The organism is Brachyspira sp. (assembly GCF_029258575.1).
In the GTDB taxonomy this organism is placed as follows: Bacteria; Spirochaetota; Brachyspiria; order Brachyspirales; family Brachyspiraceae; genus Brachyspira.
This window is the reverse complement of sequence record NZ_JARHYI010000100.1, coordinates 1-19,735: the sequence shown is the minus strand read 5'-3', so window position 1 is coordinate 19,735 and position 19,735 is coordinate 1. Positions and strand designations below refer to the sequence as shown.

17 protein-coding genes, 1 tRNA gene and 1 riboswitch are annotated in these 19,735 nt (G+C 27.2%); of the genes, 10 read left to right on the top strand and 8 right to left on the bottom strand.

The genetic code is table 11. From position 1 onward, the window contains the following. Positions 1-325: 325 nt before the first annotated feature. Entirely contained in the window at positions 326-1,684 is a 1,359-nt protein-coding gene (locus Q1J76_RS07830; protein ID WP_300369359.1) for an FAD-dependent oxidoreductase, read from the bottom strand. Between the two features lie 343 nt (positions 1,685-2,027). Here Q1J76_RS07830 and mtnK point away from each other — a divergent pair, with 343 nt between their 5' ends. Together mtnK and Q1J76_RS07820 are read left to right on the top strand one after the other, a co-directional pair. Continuing rightward, positions 2,028-3,242, top strand: coding sequence for an S-methyl-5-thioribose kinase (mtnK, locus tag Q1J76_RS07825; RefSeq protein WP_300369356.1), 1,215 nt, complete (start codon positions 2,028-2,030; stop codon positions 3,240-3,242). Between the two features lie 19 nt (positions 3,243-3,261). After that, entirely contained in the window at positions 3,262-4,317 is a 1,056-nt protein-coding gene (locus Q1J76_RS07820; protein WP_300369353.1) for an S-methyl-5-thioribose-1-phosphate isomerase, read from the top strand. Between the two features lie 3 nt (positions 4,318-4,320). Here the strand turns inward: Q1J76_RS07820 and Q1J76_RS07815 are convergent, their stop codons facing one another. Beyond that, the gene (locus tag Q1J76_RS07815) at positions 4,321-5,775 is read right to left on the bottom strand and encodes an HD-GYP domain-containing protein (RefSeq protein ID WP_300369350.1); all 1,455 of its coding nucleotides are present in this window, start codon (positions 5,773-5,775) and stop codon (positions 4,321-4,323) included. Positions 5,776-5,967: 192 nt separating this feature from the next. On the opposite strand from Q1J76_RS07815, the gene Q1J76_RS07810 reads away from it, so the two are divergent. The 5 genes from Q1J76_RS07810 to pth (Q1J76_RS07790) all read left to right on the top strand — a co-directional run bounded on the left by Q1J76_RS07810 (position 5,968) and on the right by pth (Q1J76_RS07790) (position 9,117). Further along, positions 5,968-6,039 (top strand) — tRNA-Gln (locus Q1J76_RS07810). Between the two features lie 24 nt (positions 6,040-6,063). Next, positions 6,064-7,017: a ribose-phosphate diphosphokinase gene (locus Q1J76_RS07805; RefSeq protein WP_300369348.1), complete on the top strand. Its 954-nt coding sequence runs from the start codon at positions 6,064-6,066 to the stop codon at positions 7,015-7,017. 17 nt (positions 7,018-7,034) lie between these two features. Next, on the top strand, positions 7,035-7,622 hold the full coding sequence (locus Q1J76_RS07800; RefSeq protein ID WP_300369345.1) for a 50S ribosomal protein L25: 588 nt from the start codon (positions 7,035-7,037) through the stop codon (positions 7,620-7,622). 23 nt (positions 7,623-7,645) lie between these two features. Next, complete coding sequence (pth, locus tag Q1J76_RS07795) at positions 7,646-8,239, top strand: aminoacyl-tRNA hydrolase (protein WP_300369342.1); 594 nt, start codon at positions 7,646-7,648, stop codon at positions 8,237-8,239. Then, positions 8,236-9,117 (top strand): aminoacyl-tRNA hydrolase, encoded by an 882-nt coding sequence (pth, locus tag Q1J76_RS07790; RefSeq protein WP_300369339.1) that lies wholly within the window; start codon positions 8,236-8,238, stop codon positions 9,115-9,117. The genes pth (Q1J76_RS07795) and pth (Q1J76_RS07790) overlap by 4 nt, the downstream gene beginning before the upstream one ends. A gap of 16 nt (positions 9,118-9,133) precedes the next feature. Here pth (Q1J76_RS07790) and Q1J76_RS07785 read toward each other — a convergent pair whose 3' ends face one another. After that, positions 9,134-10,219, bottom strand: a complete 1,086-nt coding sequence (locus Q1J76_RS07785; RefSeq protein WP_300369336.1) for a PP2C family protein-serine/threonine phosphatase — start codon at positions 10,217-10,219, stop codon at positions 9,134-9,136. A gap of 196 nt (positions 10,220-10,415) precedes the next feature. Here Q1J76_RS07785 and Q1J76_RS07780 point away from each other — a divergent pair, with 196 nt between their 5' ends. Beyond that, positions 10,416-11,312 carry an N-acetylneuraminate lyase gene (locus Q1J76_RS07780; RefSeq protein WP_300369333.1) on the top strand — a complete coding sequence of 299 codons (897 nt, stop codon included), beginning with the start codon at positions 10,416-10,418 and terminating at the stop codon, positions 11,310-11,312. A 68-nt stretch (positions 11,313-11,380) separates the two neighbouring features. Beyond that, positions 11,381-11,845 (top strand): NanQ anomerase/TabA/YiaL family protein, encoded by a 465-nt coding sequence (locus tag Q1J76_RS07775; protein ID WP_300369330.1) that lies wholly within the window; start codon positions 11,381-11,383, stop codon positions 11,843-11,845. A 631-nt stretch (positions 11,846-12,476) separates the two neighbouring features. Here Q1J76_RS07775 and Q1J76_RS07770 read toward each other — a convergent pair. Both Q1J76_RS07770 and Q1J76_RS07765 read right to left on the bottom strand, forming a co-directional pair. Beyond that, positions 12,477-13,364 (bottom strand): DUF4261 domain-containing protein, encoded by an 888-nt coding sequence (locus tag Q1J76_RS07770; RefSeq protein WP_300369327.1) that lies wholly within the window; start codon positions 13,362-13,364, stop codon positions 12,477-12,479. A 104-nt stretch (positions 13,365-13,468) separates the two neighbouring features. Beyond that, positions 13,469-14,572: a hypothetical protein gene (locus tag Q1J76_RS07765; protein ID WP_300369325.1), complete on the bottom strand. Its 1,104-nt coding sequence runs from the start codon at positions 14,570-14,572 to the stop codon at positions 13,469-13,471. Between the two features lie 282 nt (positions 14,573-14,854). Here Q1J76_RS07765 and purH point away from each other — a divergent pair, with 282 nt between their 5' ends. Continuing rightward, positions 14,855-16,384, top strand: coding sequence for a bifunctional phosphoribosylaminoimidazolecarboxamide formyltransferase/IMP cyclohydrolase (gene purH / locus Q1J76_RS07760; RefSeq protein WP_300369322.1), 1,530 nt, complete (start codon positions 14,855-14,857; stop codon positions 16,382-16,384). Between the two features lie 132 nt (positions 16,385-16,516). Here purH and Q1J76_RS07755 read toward each other — a convergent pair whose 3' ends face one another. From Q1J76_RS07755 to Q1J76_RS07745, 3 genes are all read right to left on the bottom strand, one after another. Continuing rightward, a complete protein-coding gene (locus Q1J76_RS07755) occupies positions 16,517-16,927 on the bottom strand; it encodes a rhodanese-like domain-containing protein (RefSeq protein WP_300369318.1) in 411 nt (136 codons plus the stop codon). A gap of 74 nt (positions 16,928-17,001) precedes the next feature. Then, positions 17,002-17,661 (bottom strand): TenA family protein, encoded by a 660-nt coding sequence (locus Q1J76_RS07750; protein ID WP_300369315.1) that lies wholly within the window; start codon positions 17,659-17,661, stop codon positions 17,002-17,004. A 32-nt stretch (positions 17,662-17,693) separates the two neighbouring features. Then, a complete protein-coding gene (locus tag Q1J76_RS07745; protein ID WP_300369312.1) occupies positions 17,694-19,310 on the bottom strand; it encodes a peptide ABC transporter substrate-binding protein in 1,617 nt (538 codons plus the stop codon). A 132-nt stretch (positions 19,311-19,442) separates the two neighbouring features. Continuing rightward, a riboswitch (TPP riboswitch) is annotated at positions 19,443-19,557 on the bottom strand. Positions 19,558-19,735 lie beyond the last annotated feature (178 nt).

Sequence of the window (19,735 nt, the reverse complement as noted above, 5' to 3'; positions counted from 1 at the left end):
ACCAGTAGCTGTTGTAGAAAAACCATCTAAAGCACTATCTTCTATGGATTTTTTTAATTGGTATGTAGATAAAAAAGTAATTATAAAAACCGTAATTATTATTACTATACTAATAATAAAAGGAATTCTAAAAGACAAAGAATGTATTGATTTCATTTTTAACCCTTTTTAAGATAATGATTAATATTATATTATATTATATTATATTATATTTGTCAAATAAAATTAATAAGTTGGATTTTACTTATAAACTTATAAATAAAGTAACAATAAAAAAGCTCCGGAAAAATATTTTTACCGAAGCTTATTTTTATCAATTATTTAGCTATTTAGCAGTATAAGCAACCATAGTCATCCAAGATAATGGTTTGTTATAGTGAGGTAAGAAGAAGAAGTCAGATAATGCAAAGTCTTGTACAGTCATTTCATTTGCTATAGCAAGAGAGAATGCATGTATAGCTTCAGCATGATTATGTTTAGAAGCTATTTGAGCACCAACTATGCGTCCTGTATCTTCCATATAGATGATTTTCACTAATACATCTTCATAGCTAGGCATAAATTCAGGTCTTTCAGCATCTTTAAGGAAATTAGATTTAACTTTTAATCCTTTTTTCTTAGCAGTTTCTTCAGACCAACCAGTAGAAGCCATATTGTAACCGAATACGCATATAGCATTAGAGCCTTGAGTACCACAGTAATTAACTTTTTTACCTAAAACATTATTAGCAGCAACAATACCCATTCTTACAGCATTAGTAGCTAAAGCTATATACTCATTGCTTTTTGAAGAGCATGAATATACAGAAGCACAGTCACCTATAGCAAATACATCAGGATCTTTGGTAGTTTTCATAGTAGTATCTACTACGATAGCACCGTTAGGAAGAGTTTCTAAATAATCTTTGTAAAGTTCGCTATTAGGTCTAAAACCAACAGACATAATAACCATATCTACATCATAAGAACCTTTGTCAGTAACAACTTTTTTAACTCGGTCATCACCTTCAAATTTCATAACAGTTTCACCTAAGTGCATTTCTATTCCAGCTTCTTTGATTCTCTTTTCAGCTTCATCAGTAATTTCTTTGTCGAAATAGTTAGCCATAACTCTAGGCATAGATTCCATTAACATAACTTGTTTACCATGGTTTTTGAATGCTTCGATAAGCTCAACACCTATATAACCAGCACCAACTACCATAACTCTTTGTATTTCTTGCTTTTTCAATTCGTCAATAATTTCCTGTCCTTGTTGATAAAGTTTAGAGAAGAAAATACCTTTTTTAAGACCATATTTAGTACCTTCTTGTTTTAAACCTTCAATAGGAGGAGTTACAGGCCAAGAACCAGTAGCAAGAATAAGTTTGTCATAATTATCTTCAAATTCTTTACCAGTTTTTAGTTCTTTAACTTTTAACTTCTTATTAGCCCAGTCTATGTTAACTATCTCATGTCCCATATGAACTTCAATACCTTCAGACTTTAAGCCTTCTGGATTAGCATAAAATAAACCTTTAGGATCTTTAACTACTCCTCCAACCCAAAGAGCTATACCGCAAGCTAAGAAAGATATATTGTCATTTCTGTCATAAGTAACCACCTGACAATTAGGATCAGTAGCTTTTAATGTTTTTGCAGCCCATGTACCAGCATGGTTACAACCAATTACTATAACTTTCATAATAAATTAACCCCTTAATACCAAAATTAAATATATATATTTGGTATTATTATAGTACAAAATACACTCAAAGTCAAGGTATATTATCTATTTAATCCTAATTTTAATTAATTATGCGTATTTTTTATATAATAGTTTCACTAATTATAAAATATTTATCATATAAAACATAGTATTATCACAATCTCTATAATTAGTTTTTATTTATTGTAATTTATTTTTATGTTTTTTAAGAGCAATGTAAAATTTAATTATGATAATTTTATTATAATATAAATATATTGATATTTATACTTTTTATGCTATATTAGTTAAAGTAGTAAATTTATTTCGGATTTTTATTATGTTAGAATTCAAAGAATATTTTTTAATGGAAGATAAAGATGTATTATTATATGTTAAAAATGAGTTAAAATATTTTTCTCAAAATGATAATATAACTTGTAAAGAAATAGGCGACGGCAATATAAATTATGTATATAGAATAAGCAATGGTAAAGAATCAATAATACTTAAACAGGCTGGAGTTCATACTAGAAGTAATTCATCTGGAAGAGTATTAGATACTAATAGAAATTCTAGAGAAGCAGAAATTTTATCTTATTACGGAAGTATTCTTCCAGATTTATCACCAAAAATAATTCATATAGATAGAGTGATGAATTTGTTTGTGATGGAAGATTTAAAAGATTTTATTGTATTAAGAGATGCTCTTATTAAGGGGCAAATATATAATCATTTACAGGAACAATTAACAGACTTTTTGGTTGAAAGTACATTATCTACAGCGGATTTTTTTATGGAGCCTTTTGCCAAAAAAGAGAATGCTGTGAAGTATACAAATAAAGAACTTTGTAAAATAAGCGAAGAACTTATATTTAGAGAACCTTTTTTTAATGTTCTTAATGAGAATGTTTTTTCTGAGCAATTGAAGGAATTTGTTAATGATAATTTATATAATAACAAACAATTACAATTGGAAGCAGCTAAATTAAAGTATGAGTTTATGAATAATGCTCAAGCTTTGATTCATGGTGATTTGCATACTGGTTCTATATTTGTGAATGAAAATTATATTAAGGTTATGGACTGTGAGTTTGCTTTTTATGGACCTATAGGTTATGATTTAGGTACTATTATGGCTAACTTTATATTTGCTTATGTTTATCATTCAAATGTTACAAAGGATAAAAATTATAGATCTTTCCTATTCAATGTTATAGAAGATATTTTGAGACTTTTTAAAAACAAATTTATCACTAAATTTTTTAATGACTGCAATGATATATCTGTAAAAAATGATGATTATATAGAGTATTATCTTTTTGATGTATTAAAAACTGCTTTTGGAATTTGTGGGCTTGAAATACTTAGAAGAACTACTGGTTGTGCCAGAGTAAAAGAAATAGAATCTATTGATGATGCTGATACTAGAAAAAATGTAGAATATATACTTTTAAATATAGGGATTGAATGTCTTTCATATAGAGATAGGCTTCCTGAAGAAGAAAAGTTTATGAAATTTATAGATAATATCATAGACAATATAGATTTATAAAATATTATTGAGGTTTTTTATGATTAATAGGGTAGATAAAGAATTAGCTTTTATGCTTCAATTTGAAAATGTAGCTTGGTATGATGATGGATGTGTTAAAATATTGGATAGAAGAGTTTACCCTAATAAAGTGCATTTTGTAGAATGCAAAACTCATAAAGAAGTGTCAAAGGCTATAGCTGATATGGTAACTCAAAGTGCAGGACCTTATTTAGCTGTTGCTATGGGTATGGCATTGGCAGGATATGAATCTAAACATTTAGATGGAAATGATAGAATAGATTATTTATCACATGCATGTAATACTTTGGCTAATTCAAGACCTACTACAAGTGGAAGAATGATGCTTATAACTAAATCCTGTTTAGAGGCTGGAATAGAAGCTATAAAGTTGGGTAAAGACCCTATAGAAGCTATGTTCAATAGAGGTGTAGAACTTTCTACAAAAAGATATTCTAAAATAAAAAAAATAGCAGAAAATCTTGTATCAATGTATCCAGATAAAGGAACTATACTTACACAATGTTTCGGGGAGTCTATAGTCGGCTTTATGATACAGGAGTTTCAAAATAAAAATAAAGATATAAAAGTGGTATGTGCAGAAACAAGACCTTATTTTCAAGGTGCAAGATTAACTGCAACCGTAGCTTATGATCAGGGGGCAGATGTAACCGTTATAACTGATAATATGGTGGCTTATACTATGCAGGAGAAAAAAATAGATGTATTTACTTCTGCTGCAGATTTAATATGTCTTAATGGAGCGGTAGTAAATAAAATAGGAACTTTCCAAATAGCAATAGTAGCTAAATATTTGGGAATACCTTATTTTGTAACAGGTGCTCCTGATAAAGGTTATCATGGACTTGAAGATGTGCATTTTGAATTCAGAGATGAAAAACTTGTAACTGAAGCTATGGGAGTGAAAACTTCTAAAGAAGGGGTGAAAGGTTTTTATCCTGCATTTGATTATACTCCGCCACATTTGGTTAGTGCAGTTGTAACCGATTTAGGTGTATATTCTCCTTATGAAGTGTTTAAATACTATATTGGCAATGAAGAAGGGGAATATTGATAATTATATTTTCAAAGGATTTTGTATATTTTCTTTTTTGATATCCATTAAAAAATCTACAAATAATTTGAACAATATAGGATCTAATTGAGTTTCTTTAACTATATAATTATTATATATAAATTCTATCGCATCTTTTGTATTCATTTCTTTTCTGTCATAATTTTTTTGAGGCATTACAGTAGTATCAAATATATCAATTATATCAAGTATTTTAGCTGGGAAAAATGCTAAACTTTGTAATGTTTCTACATCATAAGCATTATCAGATATAAGCCACATTGGATTAATAGATTTATTTTCTTTTAGATGTGTATGCATTATTGTTGTTAAAATACTATATCCGTAGCCATAATATTCATGATGCATTCCAACCATTAAAGATATATCATCATTATAATTTCTAAATAGTTTTAAAAACTGATAACCTTTAATAGCATGCGAAGTTGATTCCTTAATATAATCATCAGTCTTGTCTATATTTATGTAATCTAACTGTTTTATTTTTACAACATCATGCCAAAATGCTCCAGAAGCAAAATTAGCTATATTTTCTAATGATATTTTTTTTAATCCGTTTTTAAAAATATCTTCAAATCTAATATTCTTTTTATATATTTTGTATTTATTAAAAACATTTTTGTAATAGCCTGAAAATTTCTTATCAAAATTAATAATAGTTTTCAGATTTAATTGATTATCTATTTGTTCATTATAGTAAAACATAAATTCTATAAAAGTTATGAAAACTCTATTTCCATGCCCTATAACATTTCTGCAATTAAAATTAGTAAATCCGTAAAATAAACTAATATTAGGATATATTTTATTTATAAGTTTTGTAACGGATAATATTAGACTATTTTGCATATATTGAGTATCATAATATTCAACATTATCAAAATATATTTGATTTATCTGATCCTTTGCAGCATTAACAAGATGAATTAAATTTGCTCTCTCTATAAAAGCAAGTTCTGTTATAATGTTTAATATATATTGTATTGCATCTGAATATAATTTATCATTGTAGTATTGATTTAATATATCAATATAATTTTTTAAAGACATAAATCTTTCTTTTGGAGTTTTTTCCAAAATTAATTCTAATATTTCATATTCAAATCTTTTTGTATTTTCAGAATCTGGCAAACAATCTTTATATACTTTAAGAAATTGATTTATATTTTTAATTTGCTTGTATTTATCTTTATTTTGAAGCTGCAGTATTAAATCTATTATTGATTTAGAATTTTTATTTATATAAAAATTATTGAATATATCTGAATTGATATACGATTTATCCAATAGTATGTCAATTTTATGATTTGGTATAATCAAATGTATATTATCATTACTTGTGCATATAAGTTCGGGGGTATTGAATTTTATAATATCTATATTGTTTTTTATAAAATTTAAATCTATTGGAATATATTTATCCAAGTCTATATCCATAATTTAGCCTTAAAAAATTATATACACATAATATCCTATTTTTATTTTTTATCAATGATTTAAAAATAATTTTTTTATTTAAATTTAAAATTATGAATAAAATTTGAAAAATATTTATCAAAAGGTATTGACAAATTTTATTTGTATAGTAGAATATAAAACTCGTAGAACTAAAAATTAATTTGTTAGTACTGGGGTGTCGTCAAGCGGTAAGACAATTGGTTTTGGTCCAATTATTCGAGGGTTCGAATCCTTCCACCCCAACTTTTCTCTTATAATGGTATTTAAATGGGAATAGCAGACGAAATATTAATATTAAGTGGTACAGCAAATCCTCAATTGTCGAAAGATGTTGTAGCTAATCTAGGTCTGAAATTAGGCAATATGGAAATACGAAAGTTTGCCGATGGTGAAACTTTTGTACAAATAGAAGAGACAGTTAGGAATAAGGATACCTATGTTATACAGGCTACTGGACGTCCTTCTAGCAGTGAAAATTGGATGGAACTTTACTGTGTTATCGATGCGTTAAAAAGAGCTAGTGCTAAAAGAATTACAGCAGTTATACCTTATTATGGTTATTCAAGACAAGATAGGAAAAATGAGCCTAGAGTACCTATAACAGCTAAATTGGTAGCTAATCTTCTATCAGAATCTGGTGCTCATAGGGTTTTAGCTTTAGATTTGCATGCGGCACAGATACAAGGTTTTTTTGATATTCCTGTAGATCACATGCTTTCTAAAAATGTATTTTTGGATAAAATCAGAAAAGATCTTGATATGTCTAATTCTATTATAGTTTCTCCTGATATAGGAGGAGTTGGAAGAGCTAGAGCCATAGCAAAACAGCTTAATCTTGATATAGCTATAATAGACAAAAGAAGAGACAGAGCCAATGAATGCGAGGTAATGAATATTATAGGCGATGTTAATGGCAAAGATGCTATTATTATAGATGATATAATAGATACAGGCGGTACTCTTATAAAAAGTATGCAGGCTTTGAAAAAGGCTGGTATGAGAAAAATATATGTATTTATAACACATGCAGTATGCTCAGGCGATGTTTATGAGAGAATTAATGCCAGTGATATAGAAAAGCTTTATATAACAGATAGCTTGAAAGTTATGAAAGATAGATTAGGAAGTAAAATAGAAGTTCTTTCAGTAGCTCCTATAATTGCCGATGCTATCAGACATATTCATATGGAGCTTTCTATAAGCGTTCTATTTGATAAGTAAAATAAAAGGAAAGAAAAATGAGTGAGAATTATACTATTAAAGCTTTACAGAGAGATACTAAATTTAAAAGTGTTGGACACAAATTAAGAAATGAAGGCTATGCTTTAGCTACTCTTTATGGAAGAGAAAATCAATATTCTATTGCTGTAGAGTTAAAAGAATTTGTTAAAGTTTTTTCTTTAGCAGGTCAGCATGATATAATCACTTTAGATATAGAAAATGATAAAGCTAGAGAAGTATTAGTGAAAGATTATCAAATAGACGGTATTAAAAGAAGTATTAGACATATTGATTTTTATGAAATTGACAGAAATAAAAAAATCAAAACTTATGTACCTATTCACATAGAAGGTACTCCTGAAGGTGTTCGTTTAGGAGGTGGTACTTTAGAGCAGGTTGAATACGGCTTAAATATAAAAGCTTTCCCAGGTTCTATACCTAGAGAATTAGTTGTTGATGTTAGCGAGTTAAAAGTAGGAGACAGTTTGCATATTAGTGATATTAAATTCCCTGAAGGAGTTGATCCTGTAGGAGATGCTTCTAAAGCAGTTGTTACTGTAGTTACTGCTCAAGATGAAGATGCTAATAAAGGTGCAGATGCATAATATAGTTCTAGGATTACTATTATATGATGAAATTAGTAATGGGACTAGGTAACCCAGGAGAGCAGTATAAAAATCATAGACATAATGTTGGATATATGATTTTGGATAGAGTTGCAAAAAAACTTAATGTAGAACTCGATATAAAAAAGAAAAAAACAGTTTTTGGAAAGGGTAAATCAGGCAAAATAGAATACTTACTTCTAAAGCCTCAAACCTTTATGAATCTTTCTGGAGAAGCTGCCCTTTATATGGCAAGCTTTATGAAAATAACTGTTGAAAATATTATAGTTATTTATGATGATACTGATATAGCTATTGGTGAATTTAGAGTTATACCTTCAACTAATGATGAATCTGAAGGGGATTTAGATAATTCTGATATAGATCATAATGGTGTTATTAGTATAAGAAAATCTCTAAAAAGTTATAATTTCACTAAAATAGGTGTAGGTATAAGTGCTTGCCCTGAAGATGAGGAAAAAGCTGATTTTCTTTTAGCTCCCTTTACAAAAGATGAAAGAAAAAAAATAAGAGATATATCTGAAAATATTGTAGAAGCTGTTTGTACTGCTTTATTTGAGTCTCCTCAGGCAGCTAAAAAGAAATATTCATTATGACTAAATTAATTGTTGGACTTGGAAATCCCGGAGAAGAGTATAAAAACCATAGACATAATGTTGGTTTCATTCTTGTAGATAAAATAGCTACACATTTCAATATTAATTTTGATAATAATAAAAAAAAGTCATTATATTCAAGAACAAAATATAAAGATATAGAATATATACTTCTAAAGCCTCAGACTTTTATGAATCTCTCTGGAGAATCAGTTATATATATATCCAAATTTTTTAACATAAAATCTGAAGATATAATAGTTATATATGATGATATGGATATACCTTTCGGTACTTTCAAAATAAAAAAAGGTGGTAGTTCTGGGGGACATAACGGAATTAAAAGTTTGATTGCTCATTTACAAAATGATGATTTTACTAGAATAAGGGTAGGTATAGGAAGACCTCCTGCTGGTAAAAAGGTTAATGATTATGTGCTTTCATCTTTCAGTAAAAAAGAGAAAGAAGAATTATCTGGGGTAATAGCAAATGATGTTATTGAAGCAGTTAAAATTGCATTATTTGAATCTCCTATAATAGCACAAAATAAATACAATAAAAAAATAAATAATAAATACAAAAGGAGTAGAAATATGATTAAAATAGTGGCAAGAAATATTGTGAAGCAGGAAAATAAAGCTAAATTTATTGAAACTGCAAGTGAACTTATAGAAAAAAGCAGAAAAGAAGATGGATGTATTTTATATGATTTATGTGAAAGTACAGATGGAAAATATCTTACTTTTATAGAAGAATGGAAAGATGAAAAATCTATAGAAAGTCATAATAATTCAGAACATTTTAAAACAATAGTTCCTAAATTAGGCGAGCTTGTAGAAACTGATATGGATGTTGTTTTATATAAAAAAATTAAATAATATATAAAAAATCGTCTTATATTTTTATTTTGAATGCTACTATAGTGAAGTCATCATCAGGTGACATATATGAAAGATAATCATAGAAATCTTTTTCTATGTTGCTTATAATATTTTCTGCTCTGTTGTTTTTATTTTTTATTAAAACTTTTTTCAATCTATCTATACCATAAAAATCATATTTATTTTTTGATCTTGATGCTTCAGTTACTCCATCAGTATAGAAAATTAATACATTATCTTTTTTTATATTTATAGTTTCTTCTTCATAGTATGCCTGAGGAAAAAGTCCTATTATGGTGCCACCTTTTGTATATTCTTTTACTTCAGAATTGTCAAGCATTAACATAGGGGTATGAGATGCATTAGAATATTTTATAGTTTTATTTTTCAAATCAATCTCAACTGCTATCATAGTTAAGTAATAATTTATGGGCAGTATTTTTATTATATAATTATTTACATCATATATGAAAGATGCAGGCGATTTAAATGATTGAGCTATATTTCCAAGAGCTGTTTTTAGCATAGCTGTTATAATGGCAGCCTCTACACCATGCCCACTAATATCAGAAATTATGAATAATATCCTATCATCATCAAGATAAATATAATCATAAAAATCACCGCCTACAGATTCAAGTGGTTTGTATAAAGATGCTGATTCTATTATTTTGTCATTAGGCATTTTTTTGGGCATCATATTTTCCTGCAATTTTCTTGCTTTTTTCATATCTTTTTTATATTGTTTTTTTATCTCATCTAAAACATCGTATCTGCCTAATATATAACTATTTTTTTCTTTTAAATCTATTATAGCTTTTTGATAATCATTTATTATTGTACTATCTATTTTAAAAAGTCTATATATTTTTCCGTCTGATTTTTTTTCTTCAACTTGTTTATAATCTTTAACTAATTTTATTAATTTTATATATAGTATAATTGCAGGAATCAAGGATAATGAAATTAAAATTAATAATAATATAAAAATAAATTTAGTTTCATAATATAAAATAGAAATTATATTTAATAATAGAAATAGTACTAGAAATACTATAGAAATAAGATTGAGAAGTATTAAACTATATTTTCCTTTCATATCATAGCACGCAATTTTTTTTGATTGAACTGTAAAATTACTATTGTTAGTATAGATTATAACAAAAACATCATAGTTTGCAAATATTTTTTACAAAATAATGAGTAAAGATATTGCAAAAAATGGACTTACTTTATACAATATAATTAGCTTAAACATACTCTATGTATGAAAATAATTTTTAAGGAGAAATAGTATGAACAGATGTGAAGGTATATTATCTGCACTAATGACTCCATTTAATAAAAGTGGAAAATTAGATGAAAAAGTCTTAAGAAAATATGTAAGACATAATATTGACCGTATGAAAGTAGACGGTATGTATGTAGGTGGTTCTACAGGTGAAGGACTTCTTATGTCAAAAGAAGAGAGAATGGCTGTTTTAGAAATAACTAAAGAAGAAGTTGCTGGAAAGATTCCTTTGATAGCACATGTTGGTACATTGAATCTTAATGAAGCTTGTGAAATGGCTCAAAAGGCCGAAGAATTAGAGTATGATTTAATATCTGCAGTTACTCCATACTATTATCCATTTTCATTTGCTGACATTAGTAAATATTATAATACTATATTGAAGGCTACTAATAAAGTTCCTTTGGTAATTTATTTTTTACCTACTCTTTCTAATAATAAAATTTCTTTAGATGAATTTGGAAAATTATTTGAAGATAAAAGAGTAATGGGTATTAAGTATACTTCTTCTGATGTATTCTTACTTGAAAGATTAATACAAAAATATCCTGATAAAATGATGTGGGCTGGTTTTGATGAGATGCTTATAGCTTATGCTTCTTATGGTTTGAAATCTGGAATAGGTTCTACTTATAATATTCAAGCTCCTTTAGCTAAAAAAGTTATACAGGCAGTTGAAGCTAAAGATATGTCTAAAGCTTTAAAGATTCAGCATGATATGAATGATATTATTACAACTTTATTAAATGTTGGAATATATCCAGCTCTTAAAGAATGTATTACTTTTTATGATCCTTCCGCTGTTGCTTATTGCAGAACTCCTATAGGTTCTAAACCTTTGGGTAAATCTGAAAAGAAAATATTGAAAGATATGTTTGATAAATATTTATCAAAATTATAATTTATAAAATTTTATCTTTTTGTTCTCGAGTACAGGTGAGAGAGATAAAAAATTAAGAGGATTTATTTATGATATTAAAACCAATAAAAAGTGAGTTTAATCAAAATTTCCATGATTCTATATGGAAAGCTAAAAATTATGTAAGAGATCATTATGAAGATTTAAAGAAATTATCAGTTGGTCAGCATAAACTTGATAATGAAATTTGTGAAGGTGCTTTTATCAATGTTGTAGAGTATGATAACAAGGATAATCCGCCTTGGGAATCACATTTAAAATATGTTGATGTTCAGATAATTTTTGAAGGTTCTGAAGATTTTATAATAGCAAATACTTCTACATTAAAACCAAAATCTTATGATGAGGCTTCAGATTATCATGATTGGGAAGGAGAGGGAACTGTTCGTTTGACTTTATCTCAAGGAGAGATTTTAATACTTCTTCCATATGATGCTCATATAGTAGGGCTTGCTCCTAAAACAGGAAAAAATCATGTAAAAAAAGGAATAATTAAAGTTCCTTATAAGGAATAATAATTATTTATAGGATGATATTTTTGTATCAGCCTATTTTTATGTATAATAAAACTTTTAAATAAACAAAAGCCCTATGATTATATTTAATTATAGGGCTTTATAATTTCTGACTATAAATTATTATTTTAACGAATTTTAGAATCAAAAAAAATATATAGAAAGCGGTACGAGGCTTTATTTTTATTGCTGATAAAAATACAAGAAGGATTATAAAATTGAGAAATCATTACTGCATTTCTAACTATTAAATTAAAAGAACTATTACTGTTATTTTCCTTTAGAGTATACAACTCCAAAGAAGATAGTATTATGCTTCTATCAACTTTCATATTTTATGCCCTTATAATGATTACAAAAGTTTCTAAGGCTTTTGCTTGATGCATTTTATACTTTTCTTTCGCATTAACTAATACGCACAAAATAATTTAAAAGTCAACAAAATACAAACAATTTTTAAACTAATTATTTAATAAAATAAATTTGAGTAAAAGTAGTAGTGGTAGTAGTAGTAAAATTAATTTGTATATTTCTTGCAGTAACTACTACTACATACTTTTAAACTTTCTTTTGATTTAAAGATTTTAAAAATAAAAAACTAGGAAACATAGTTGTCTAGTATTTATAAAAATTATTGATTTTGTCTTTTTCCTGAAGCGTATTCTAAAGTATTAATATCAAGTATTTCTCTATAAGGTTTTAACAAGGATTTTTCATACTGACATTTCCACTGTATATTTTCAAATATACTCTGTATAGTATCGCCACTTTTTATAATATCGCCATTATCAAATATATAAGCTGCTATATTCAAAGCATGACTTATTACATCATTAACATTTAAATCATGAAAATGATACTGTATATCAGGCAAACCTATGGCATATAATCCTAATGTATCTACGATAATATCATTAGAATTTTGAACATTGAAAAGTCTTATATTAACACCTGAAAGCATAAATCTAAAATCTTTCGGATAGCTATTATTAAGTATTTGTTCAGGCAGAAGTAGTTTTCCGCTTTGTTCATTATATACTGCTACACAGTTATCAAATAAATTTAATGCTGTGTATAGCCAATCATTTAGAAGCATTGTTCTTTTTTTATAATCAAGCCCAGCTGCTAAAAAATCGCTTAGCATTATCTCATAATTACAATTTTTTATAAGTTCTTTAGGTTCTTTTATATCCCACATCTGACTATAGTAATAATCGCTTATTGTACTATAATCAAATTCCATAGCATCAGGCATTAGTATTTGAGCTGGTACTTCTTTATCATCTTTATATTTTACTTTCAAATCATTTATTGCTATGCTGTAAATACCTTTATCTGAAGAAACTGTATCAGTATCTTTATAAATTTTTCTGATTTTCTGCTTAACTATTTCTATATTAGGGAGTACTGGTTTTTCTTCAAATAATAATTTATAAAAATACACATGAGAAAAATTGGCTTCATCGTGATTTATCATTTTATGATTTGTATTTGGATTAACTTCTTTTTTATCTTTCATAGTAAAAAACTCCTATAATAATAAATATTACTATATTTTTTAATAAAATCAATTTATTGTTATAAAAGTTTTTAATATAGAATACAATAAAACAAATGTATTTATTATTTTTTTACAGGTACTAAATATGTAAAATCAAATTGCAAAGTCTGATCATATCTTATACCTATTTCATTTTTTTCATTAAGGAATAATCCATTAACAAATCCAAGTCCCAAAACTATTCCATTATCAAATACAAAATCTTTCTTTATATTAAGTCCGAAATAGAAAGGCACTCTATAAAAAGGATCCCCTTCAACACTTATAAATTTATGTTTTTTATTTATATACCATCCAGAAACAAATATTATAGGCTCTATTTCAAACCAAGTTTTGACAGGTATGGTACCTCTTAAGAATAAACCATGACCAAATACTCCTGGTTCAGCATCTCTATCGGCTAAATTATAAGAAGCCATATAAAGTATAGATAAATAGTAGCTATTAATACCTATAGCACCTACATAATTTTCAGTAATGGCTGGGGTTTTTGGTACGAAAGGATATTCATGTCCGCCATTATGCCAATAGTGAACAGCAGCATAAGGAGTTGCTATATCATGGGCAAAGTCCATAGCATATGTAAGTCCTACATCGAATCTTTCTCTATGTTTAGCATTATGCTGTATTTGCCAGTTCATATATATTTCACCTTTTCCACCTTTAAACCACTCAAAGGAAGCCCCGTATTCATAATAACCATGAGTGAAAGGCTCATTATATTTATAACCTTCAGGTCCTTTTGATATTAAAGTATTATCTGGAGTAGATCTTACAACAGGTGTCATATCCATTAAAGGATCTCTTATAGGCGAAGGAAGATTATGACCGCCTGTCATAGTTCCTATTCTTAAAGATATATATTCATTGGATAATTGAGTAGTTACTATTGGAAAAACTCTTATACCATGAGGAAATTCAAATGTGAATGGAAAAAATATTGAAGCTCCAACTCTCAAAGTTATAAAATCATTGAATTTTATATCGAAAGCCCCTTCAGTGAAATTTTCAAAATATGTTAATGTTGTTCTTGTATCTTGCCATAGAGTATTTTCGCCATTATAGGCATAAGAACTTGTAAATAATCTAAAATCTACTGTTGTAGCTGCATATATATTAGATATTAGGGTGATAAAGATAAAACAAAAAGAAATAAAATGTTTCATAATCTAAACCTTACTTTAATAATGAAAATTATATTTAAATGAATTAAATAATATAAAAGTTCATTATATCATAGTTAACATAAAATTACAATTATGATAACTCTATAAAAATGCTTATATAAAAAAATTGGGTGGTAGGAGAATTATCATGCTTTTTTATTAAAATTTTTATAAATCTATTTAAATAAATTACGCTTTACAATAGACTATTTTATATTATAATAGTATAACTATTTTGATATTTATTTTCAGAATATAAAAAGATTATTAGGAGCAGACATAATGATAAAAAGAGCATTAATATCTGTATTTTATAAAGATGGGATATTAGATTTTGCTAAGTTTTTAACTTCAAAGAATGTTGAGATAGTTTCTACAGGAGGAACTTATAAATATTTGAAAGAAAATAATATACCTGTTATAGATGTTTCTGAAGTTACAGGTGCTGAAGAAATGCTTGATGGCAGAGTAAAAACTTTAGACCCTAAAATACATGGTGGAATTTTGGCTATAAGAGATAATCCTGTTCATATGGAAACTATACAAAAGAGAGGAATAACTCCTATAGATATGGTTATAGTTAATCTTTATCCTTTCTTTGAAAAGGTTCAAGATGATAAATTGAAATTTGAAGAGAAAATTGAATTTATAGATATAGGTGGACCTACTATGCTTCGTTCTGCTGCTAAATCTTTCAAAGATGTTGTTGTGATAAGTGATGTTAAAGATTATGATTTAGTAAAAAATGAAATGGAAAAAGGGGAAGTGAGTTTTGAAACTAGAAAATATTTAGCTTCTAAAGTATTTAATTTAACTTCTGCTTATGATGCTGCAGTTTCTGAGTTTATGTTTAATTCATTAGAAAATAATGAATATAAAAAACTTAATTATTTGAATATGTCTTATGTATTGCAGGAAGAATTAAGATACGGAGAGAATCCTCATCAGAAGGCTAGCTATTATGTATCAACTACAGATAAAGGTTCTATGAAAGATTTTGAACAGTTAAACGGTAAGGAACTTTCATTTAATAATATTAGAGATATGGATATAGCTTTGAAGATAGTATTGGAATTTGATGAGTTGAAAAATGAGTATGCATGTTCTGCTATAAAACATTCTACCCCTTGCGGTGCTGCTTTAGGTGCTAATGTGTTGGAGTCTTATAATAGAACATATAATTGCGATCCTACTTCTATATTCGGCGGAATAGTGGCTTTCAATTCTACAGTAGATGAGCCTACTGCAAAAGAGCTTATTAAAATATTTTTGGAAATTGTTATTGCTAAAGACTTTACACCTGAGGCTTTGGAAGTATTAAAGAGTAAAAAGAATTTAAGAGTTATAAAATATACAACTAATACCAGAGATAAAATCAATCTTGTTAAAGTTGATGGCGGATTACTTGTACAAGATGAAGACAGCACTTTAATAGAAGATTATAAAGTAGTAACAGAGAAAAAGCCTACTGATGAAGAAATGAAGAATTTAATATTTGGAATGAAGGTTGTGAAATATGCTAAATCTAATGCTATAGTAGTAATAAAAGACTTTATGGCTAAAGGTATAGGAAGCGGACAAACTAACAGAATTTGGGCTTGCGAAGATGCTTTAGAGCGATCAGTTGATGGTATTGTAATGGCTTCTGATGCTTTCTTCCCATTCAGAGATGTTGTTGATGCTTGTGCCAAATACAATATAAAAGCTATAATTCAGCCTGGAGGTTCTATGAGAGATCAGGAATCTATAGACGCCTGTAATGAGCATGGTATTGCTATGGTATTTACTGGTATAAGACATTTTAAACACTAATTAAATTATTTATTTAATTACTGTTTTTTATACAAAAAGGTGAATTTTAATTTTTATTAGCTTCACTTTTTTGTATTTATTATTTAAATAAATTATGTCAACTTTAATTTCTTTTATATATTATATTAATAATTATTTTAAAAGAGAATTAAGCTGAAAATAGCCTGCTCTTGTAAGATTATTTATATTAGTAAAACCCAATTTATACATACGAATACAAGCCATATACGAACGGCTGCCGCTTGCACAATATACTATATACTCTTTGTTTTTATCGAGTTTGGAGATTTTTTCATCGAATTTGCTGTCATCTAATGCTATATTTATACTGTTTTTTATATATCCGCTTTGCTGAACTTCACCGTAGCTTCTTACATCTATTAATCCTACATCTTTATTATTTTGATAAATAGAAACAGCATCATTTATATTTATATTTTTGAATTTACCTTTACTTCTTATATTTAATATTATTTTTCTTACCGTACTTAATATTATGAAAGTTAATATAAGTCCTATTATCAAACTTAAAGTATTATTCATTTTAGATACCCTCTATATGTATGATAAAATCATCATATCATATAGAGGTGAAAATTTCAATTAATTTAAATAATTTATATATTATAAAAATCATCTAAATTATAAGAATCATTCCAGAATTTATATTCCCAAATGAAAGCCTTATCAAAAGCAATTATCATTTTTTCTTTTACGATATTTGAAGCATTATCATATAAAACATCAATGATATTAATCATATTTTCAGTGACCTTTGAAAACTCTTCATCAGCATAAGTATCAATCCACTTTTCATATGGATTATTGTTAATATTAGCATTTTCTTTTATATACTTTCCTACTTCATTGTATATCCAAAAGCATGGAAGTATAGAAGATGCTGCTACTTCAAAAGCTTCTGTATTTGCAGTATTGATTAAGAAACTTGTATATCCTATATTTGCAGTTGTAATTTTATTAGTATTTTTGAAATTAAAAATCTCTCTGAAATATTTATGTACCATTTCTTCTTCTACTATATAAGAGTTCATAGATGATCTTAAAAAAGCCAAGGCGTAATCTGCATTATCTATTTTTGAAGAAATTACAGCCAAAGCTTTAGAATAGTATTTTAAATATAAACTATCCTGTTCTATATAGTATGCAAATTTTTCTTTGTTTAAAGTTCCTGCCATAAGTTCTTTATTGAATGGCATATTAATGATTTTTTGATATACTACTTCATTTTTTTTCCAAACTATCTCTGAAAATTTCATTTTGTTCTCCTTTTTATTTTATAAATTTGATATTATTCTTCTATATATGCATAATTAAATCTATATCTTCCTAAAGGTTCATCTATATAATTTTTCAATTTAGGATTAACTATTAAAAAATCTGTTCTGTATATGAAAGGTATAATTGGCACTTCATCAAAAAGTATAGATTCTGCTTCTTTTAAAGCTTCCATTCTTTTTTGGGCATTAGTAGCAGAAGAGGCATATTCTATTAAATAATCATATCTTGCATTAGAAAAACCTCCGTAATTTATATCATTATAGCTAGTCATAATTTGAAGTATAGTAAGCGGATCATTATAATCACCAGTCCAGCTAGTTCTTGCTATTTGATAATTACCAGATTCTCTGAAAGGCAAAGTGATTTTAGATTCTTCTGTTCTTACTACTACATCTATATTAAGAGTATTTTTCCACATTTGTTGAACTGCTTCCATAACAGTAGTATAAAATCCAGACGATACTTTTATTTCCAAAATTGGAAAATTTTCTCCATTAGAATATCCTGCTTCAGCTAACAATTTTTTTGCTTCTTCTACATTTTTATTATAATCATTGGCTATTATATAATTACTGCTTTCTTCTCTAAACGATTTTTCAAGTCCTTTTATTACAGGAGCTACGAATGCCTCAGCAGCTATTAATTTTCCGTATCCTATATTTGATACTATATAATTTCTATCTATAGCAAGAGATAATGCCTTTCTTACTCTTTTATCTGATAGCGTTTTATCTTTAGTATTCAAATCTAAATAATAAACTCCTATAATATCACTTACCGCCATTAAATTATCTTTTATAAGATTTTCTATTTCACCTATAGGAGGTGCATTTATAGAAAAATGAACATCTCCTGTTCTAACTGCATTGAGAGATATATATTCATCAGCTATTAAAACAAAATTAATTTTTTTAGCAACTTGATTAGTATAATTCCAATAATTTGTATTGATTTCAAAAACTATTAATTCATCTGGTTTTCTTTCAGTCATTTTATAAGGACCATTTCCAATATAGCTTTCAGCTTTCCAAGTCCAATCATCTGCGTATTTTTCTATTATATCTTTCCTCACAGGCATATAAACGCCTCCAGAAGCGAGTATATCAGTAAAATATATAGTAGGAGATTCAAGTTCTATTGTAAGTGTATTTTCATCTATAGCTTTGACACCAAGATTTTCTATAGGCTGTTTTCCTCTTATTATATCTTTAGCATTTTTTATATATTCCATTAAATAACTTAAAGGGGAAGCTGTTTTAGGATCAGAGGCTCTTCTATAAGAATAAACAAAATCATCAGCTGTTACTTTTTTTCCGTCAGACCATTTGGCATCATCTCTTAAATAAAATGTATATACAAGATTATCCTCACTTATTTCCCATTTTTCTGCAGTGCCTCCTATAATATTTCCTTTTATATCTTTATTGAGAAGTCCTTCAAATGCATGATTGATATAAATATATCCGTAACTTTCTTTATTTAAAGCTGGGTCTATAGTATTAAGTTCATATCCCAAATTTATAGTGATTTCATCTTTAATATTTTTTTCTTTTTTTTGACATGATATTAATAATGATGAAAATATTGAGAAGAATAATAGAACAATAAATTTTTGCTTTGAAGTCATAAAAAGCTCCTTTGATTAAAATAAAAATAGAGATTTTTATAACACCGTTTGTCTTGTTTTATTAAAATGTTTAGCCTTGTTTAATAAAACAAGACCAACTTTAGAAAAGGTCTCATTTTATTAATTGCCGAATGAAAATAAATGAGAATTCCCTACGCTGGCATTACCCAAACAGGTTATAAGGGTCGAAGCTAACAATATTATGTAAACTTCCTCTCAGCCTTTTAAAGCTCCCCGACATTATGAAAATCATACAATATATTTCTTTTTTTAGCAAGACAATTATTTTTTATTATTGTGTTTAAGTTCCATAGATATTGCACACTTTTAGTTTAAAAAAAATGAGATATTCCTTATAATTTAAATTGCTAAAAAAAACAAAAAGGAATATCTATGAAACAGTATAATACACAACAGAAAAAAAA

What these genes read in the sequence shown, in the direction of transcription:
- Q1J76_RS07780 (WP_300369333.1), top strand. Translation starts at nt 10,416, where the DNA reads ATGAACAGATGTGAAGGTATATTATCTGCACTAATGACTCCATTTAAT.
- Q1J76_RS07805 (WP_300369348.1), top strand. Translation starts at nt 6,064, where the DNA reads ATGGGAATAGCAGACGAAATATTAATATTAAGTGGTACAGCAAATCCT.
- pth (WP_300369342.1), top strand. Translation starts at nt 7,646, where the DNA reads ATGATGAAATTAGTAATGGGACTAGGTAACCCAGGAGAGCAGTATAAA.
- Q1J76_RS07765 (WP_300369325.1), bottom strand. Translation starts at nt 14,572, where the DNA reads ATGAAACATTTTATTTCTTTTTGTTTTATCTTTATCACCCTAATATCT.
- Q1J76_RS07800 (WP_300369345.1), top strand. Translation starts at nt 7,035, where the DNA reads ATGAGTGAGAATTATACTATTAAAGCTTTACAGAGAGATACTAAATTT.
- Q1J76_RS07745 (WP_300369312.1), bottom strand. Translation starts at nt 19,310, where the DNA reads ATGACTTCAAAGCAAAAATTTATTGTTCTATTATTCTTCTCAATATTT.
- Q1J76_RS07815 (WP_300369350.1), bottom strand. Translation starts at nt 5,775, where the DNA reads ATGGATATAGACTTGGATAAATATATTCCAATAGATTTAAATTTTATA.
- Q1J76_RS07775 (WP_300369330.1), top strand. Translation starts at nt 11,381, where the DNA reads ATGATATTAAAACCAATAAAAAGTGAGTTTAATCAAAATTTCCATGAT.
- pth (WP_300369339.1), top strand. Translation starts at nt 8,236, where the DNA reads ATGACTAAATTAATTGTTGGACTTGGAAATCCCGGAGAAGAGTATAAA.
- Q1J76_RS07750 (WP_300369315.1), bottom strand. Translation starts at nt 17,661, where the DNA reads ATGAAATTTTCAGAGATAGTTTGGAAAAAAAATGAAGTAGTATATCAA.
- mtnK (WP_300369356.1), top strand. Translation starts at nt 2,028, where the DNA reads ATGTTAGAATTCAAAGAATATTTTTTAATGGAAGATAAAGATGTATTA.
- Q1J76_RS07830 (WP_300369359.1), bottom strand. Translation starts at nt 1,684, where the DNA reads ATGAAAGTTATAGTAATTGGTTGTAACCATGCTGGTACATGGGCTGCA.
- Q1J76_RS07785 (WP_300369336.1), bottom strand. Translation starts at nt 10,219, where the DNA reads ATGAAAGGAAAATATAGTTTAATACTTCTCAATCTTATTTCTATAGTA.
- purH (WP_300369322.1), top strand. Translation starts at nt 14,855, where the DNA reads ATGATAAAAAGAGCATTAATATCTGTATTTTATAAAGATGGGATATTA.
- Q1J76_RS07820 (WP_300369353.1), top strand. Translation starts at nt 3,262, where the DNA reads ATGATTAATAGGGTAGATAAAGAATTAGCTTTTATGCTTCAATTTGAA.
- Q1J76_RS07770 (WP_300369327.1), bottom strand. Translation starts at nt 13,364, where the DNA reads ATGAAAGATAAAAAAGAAGTTAATCCAAATACAAATCATAAAATGATA.
- Q1J76_RS07755 (WP_300369318.1), bottom strand. Translation starts at nt 16,927, where the DNA reads ATGAATAATACTTTAAGTTTGATAATAGGACTTATATTAACTTTCATA.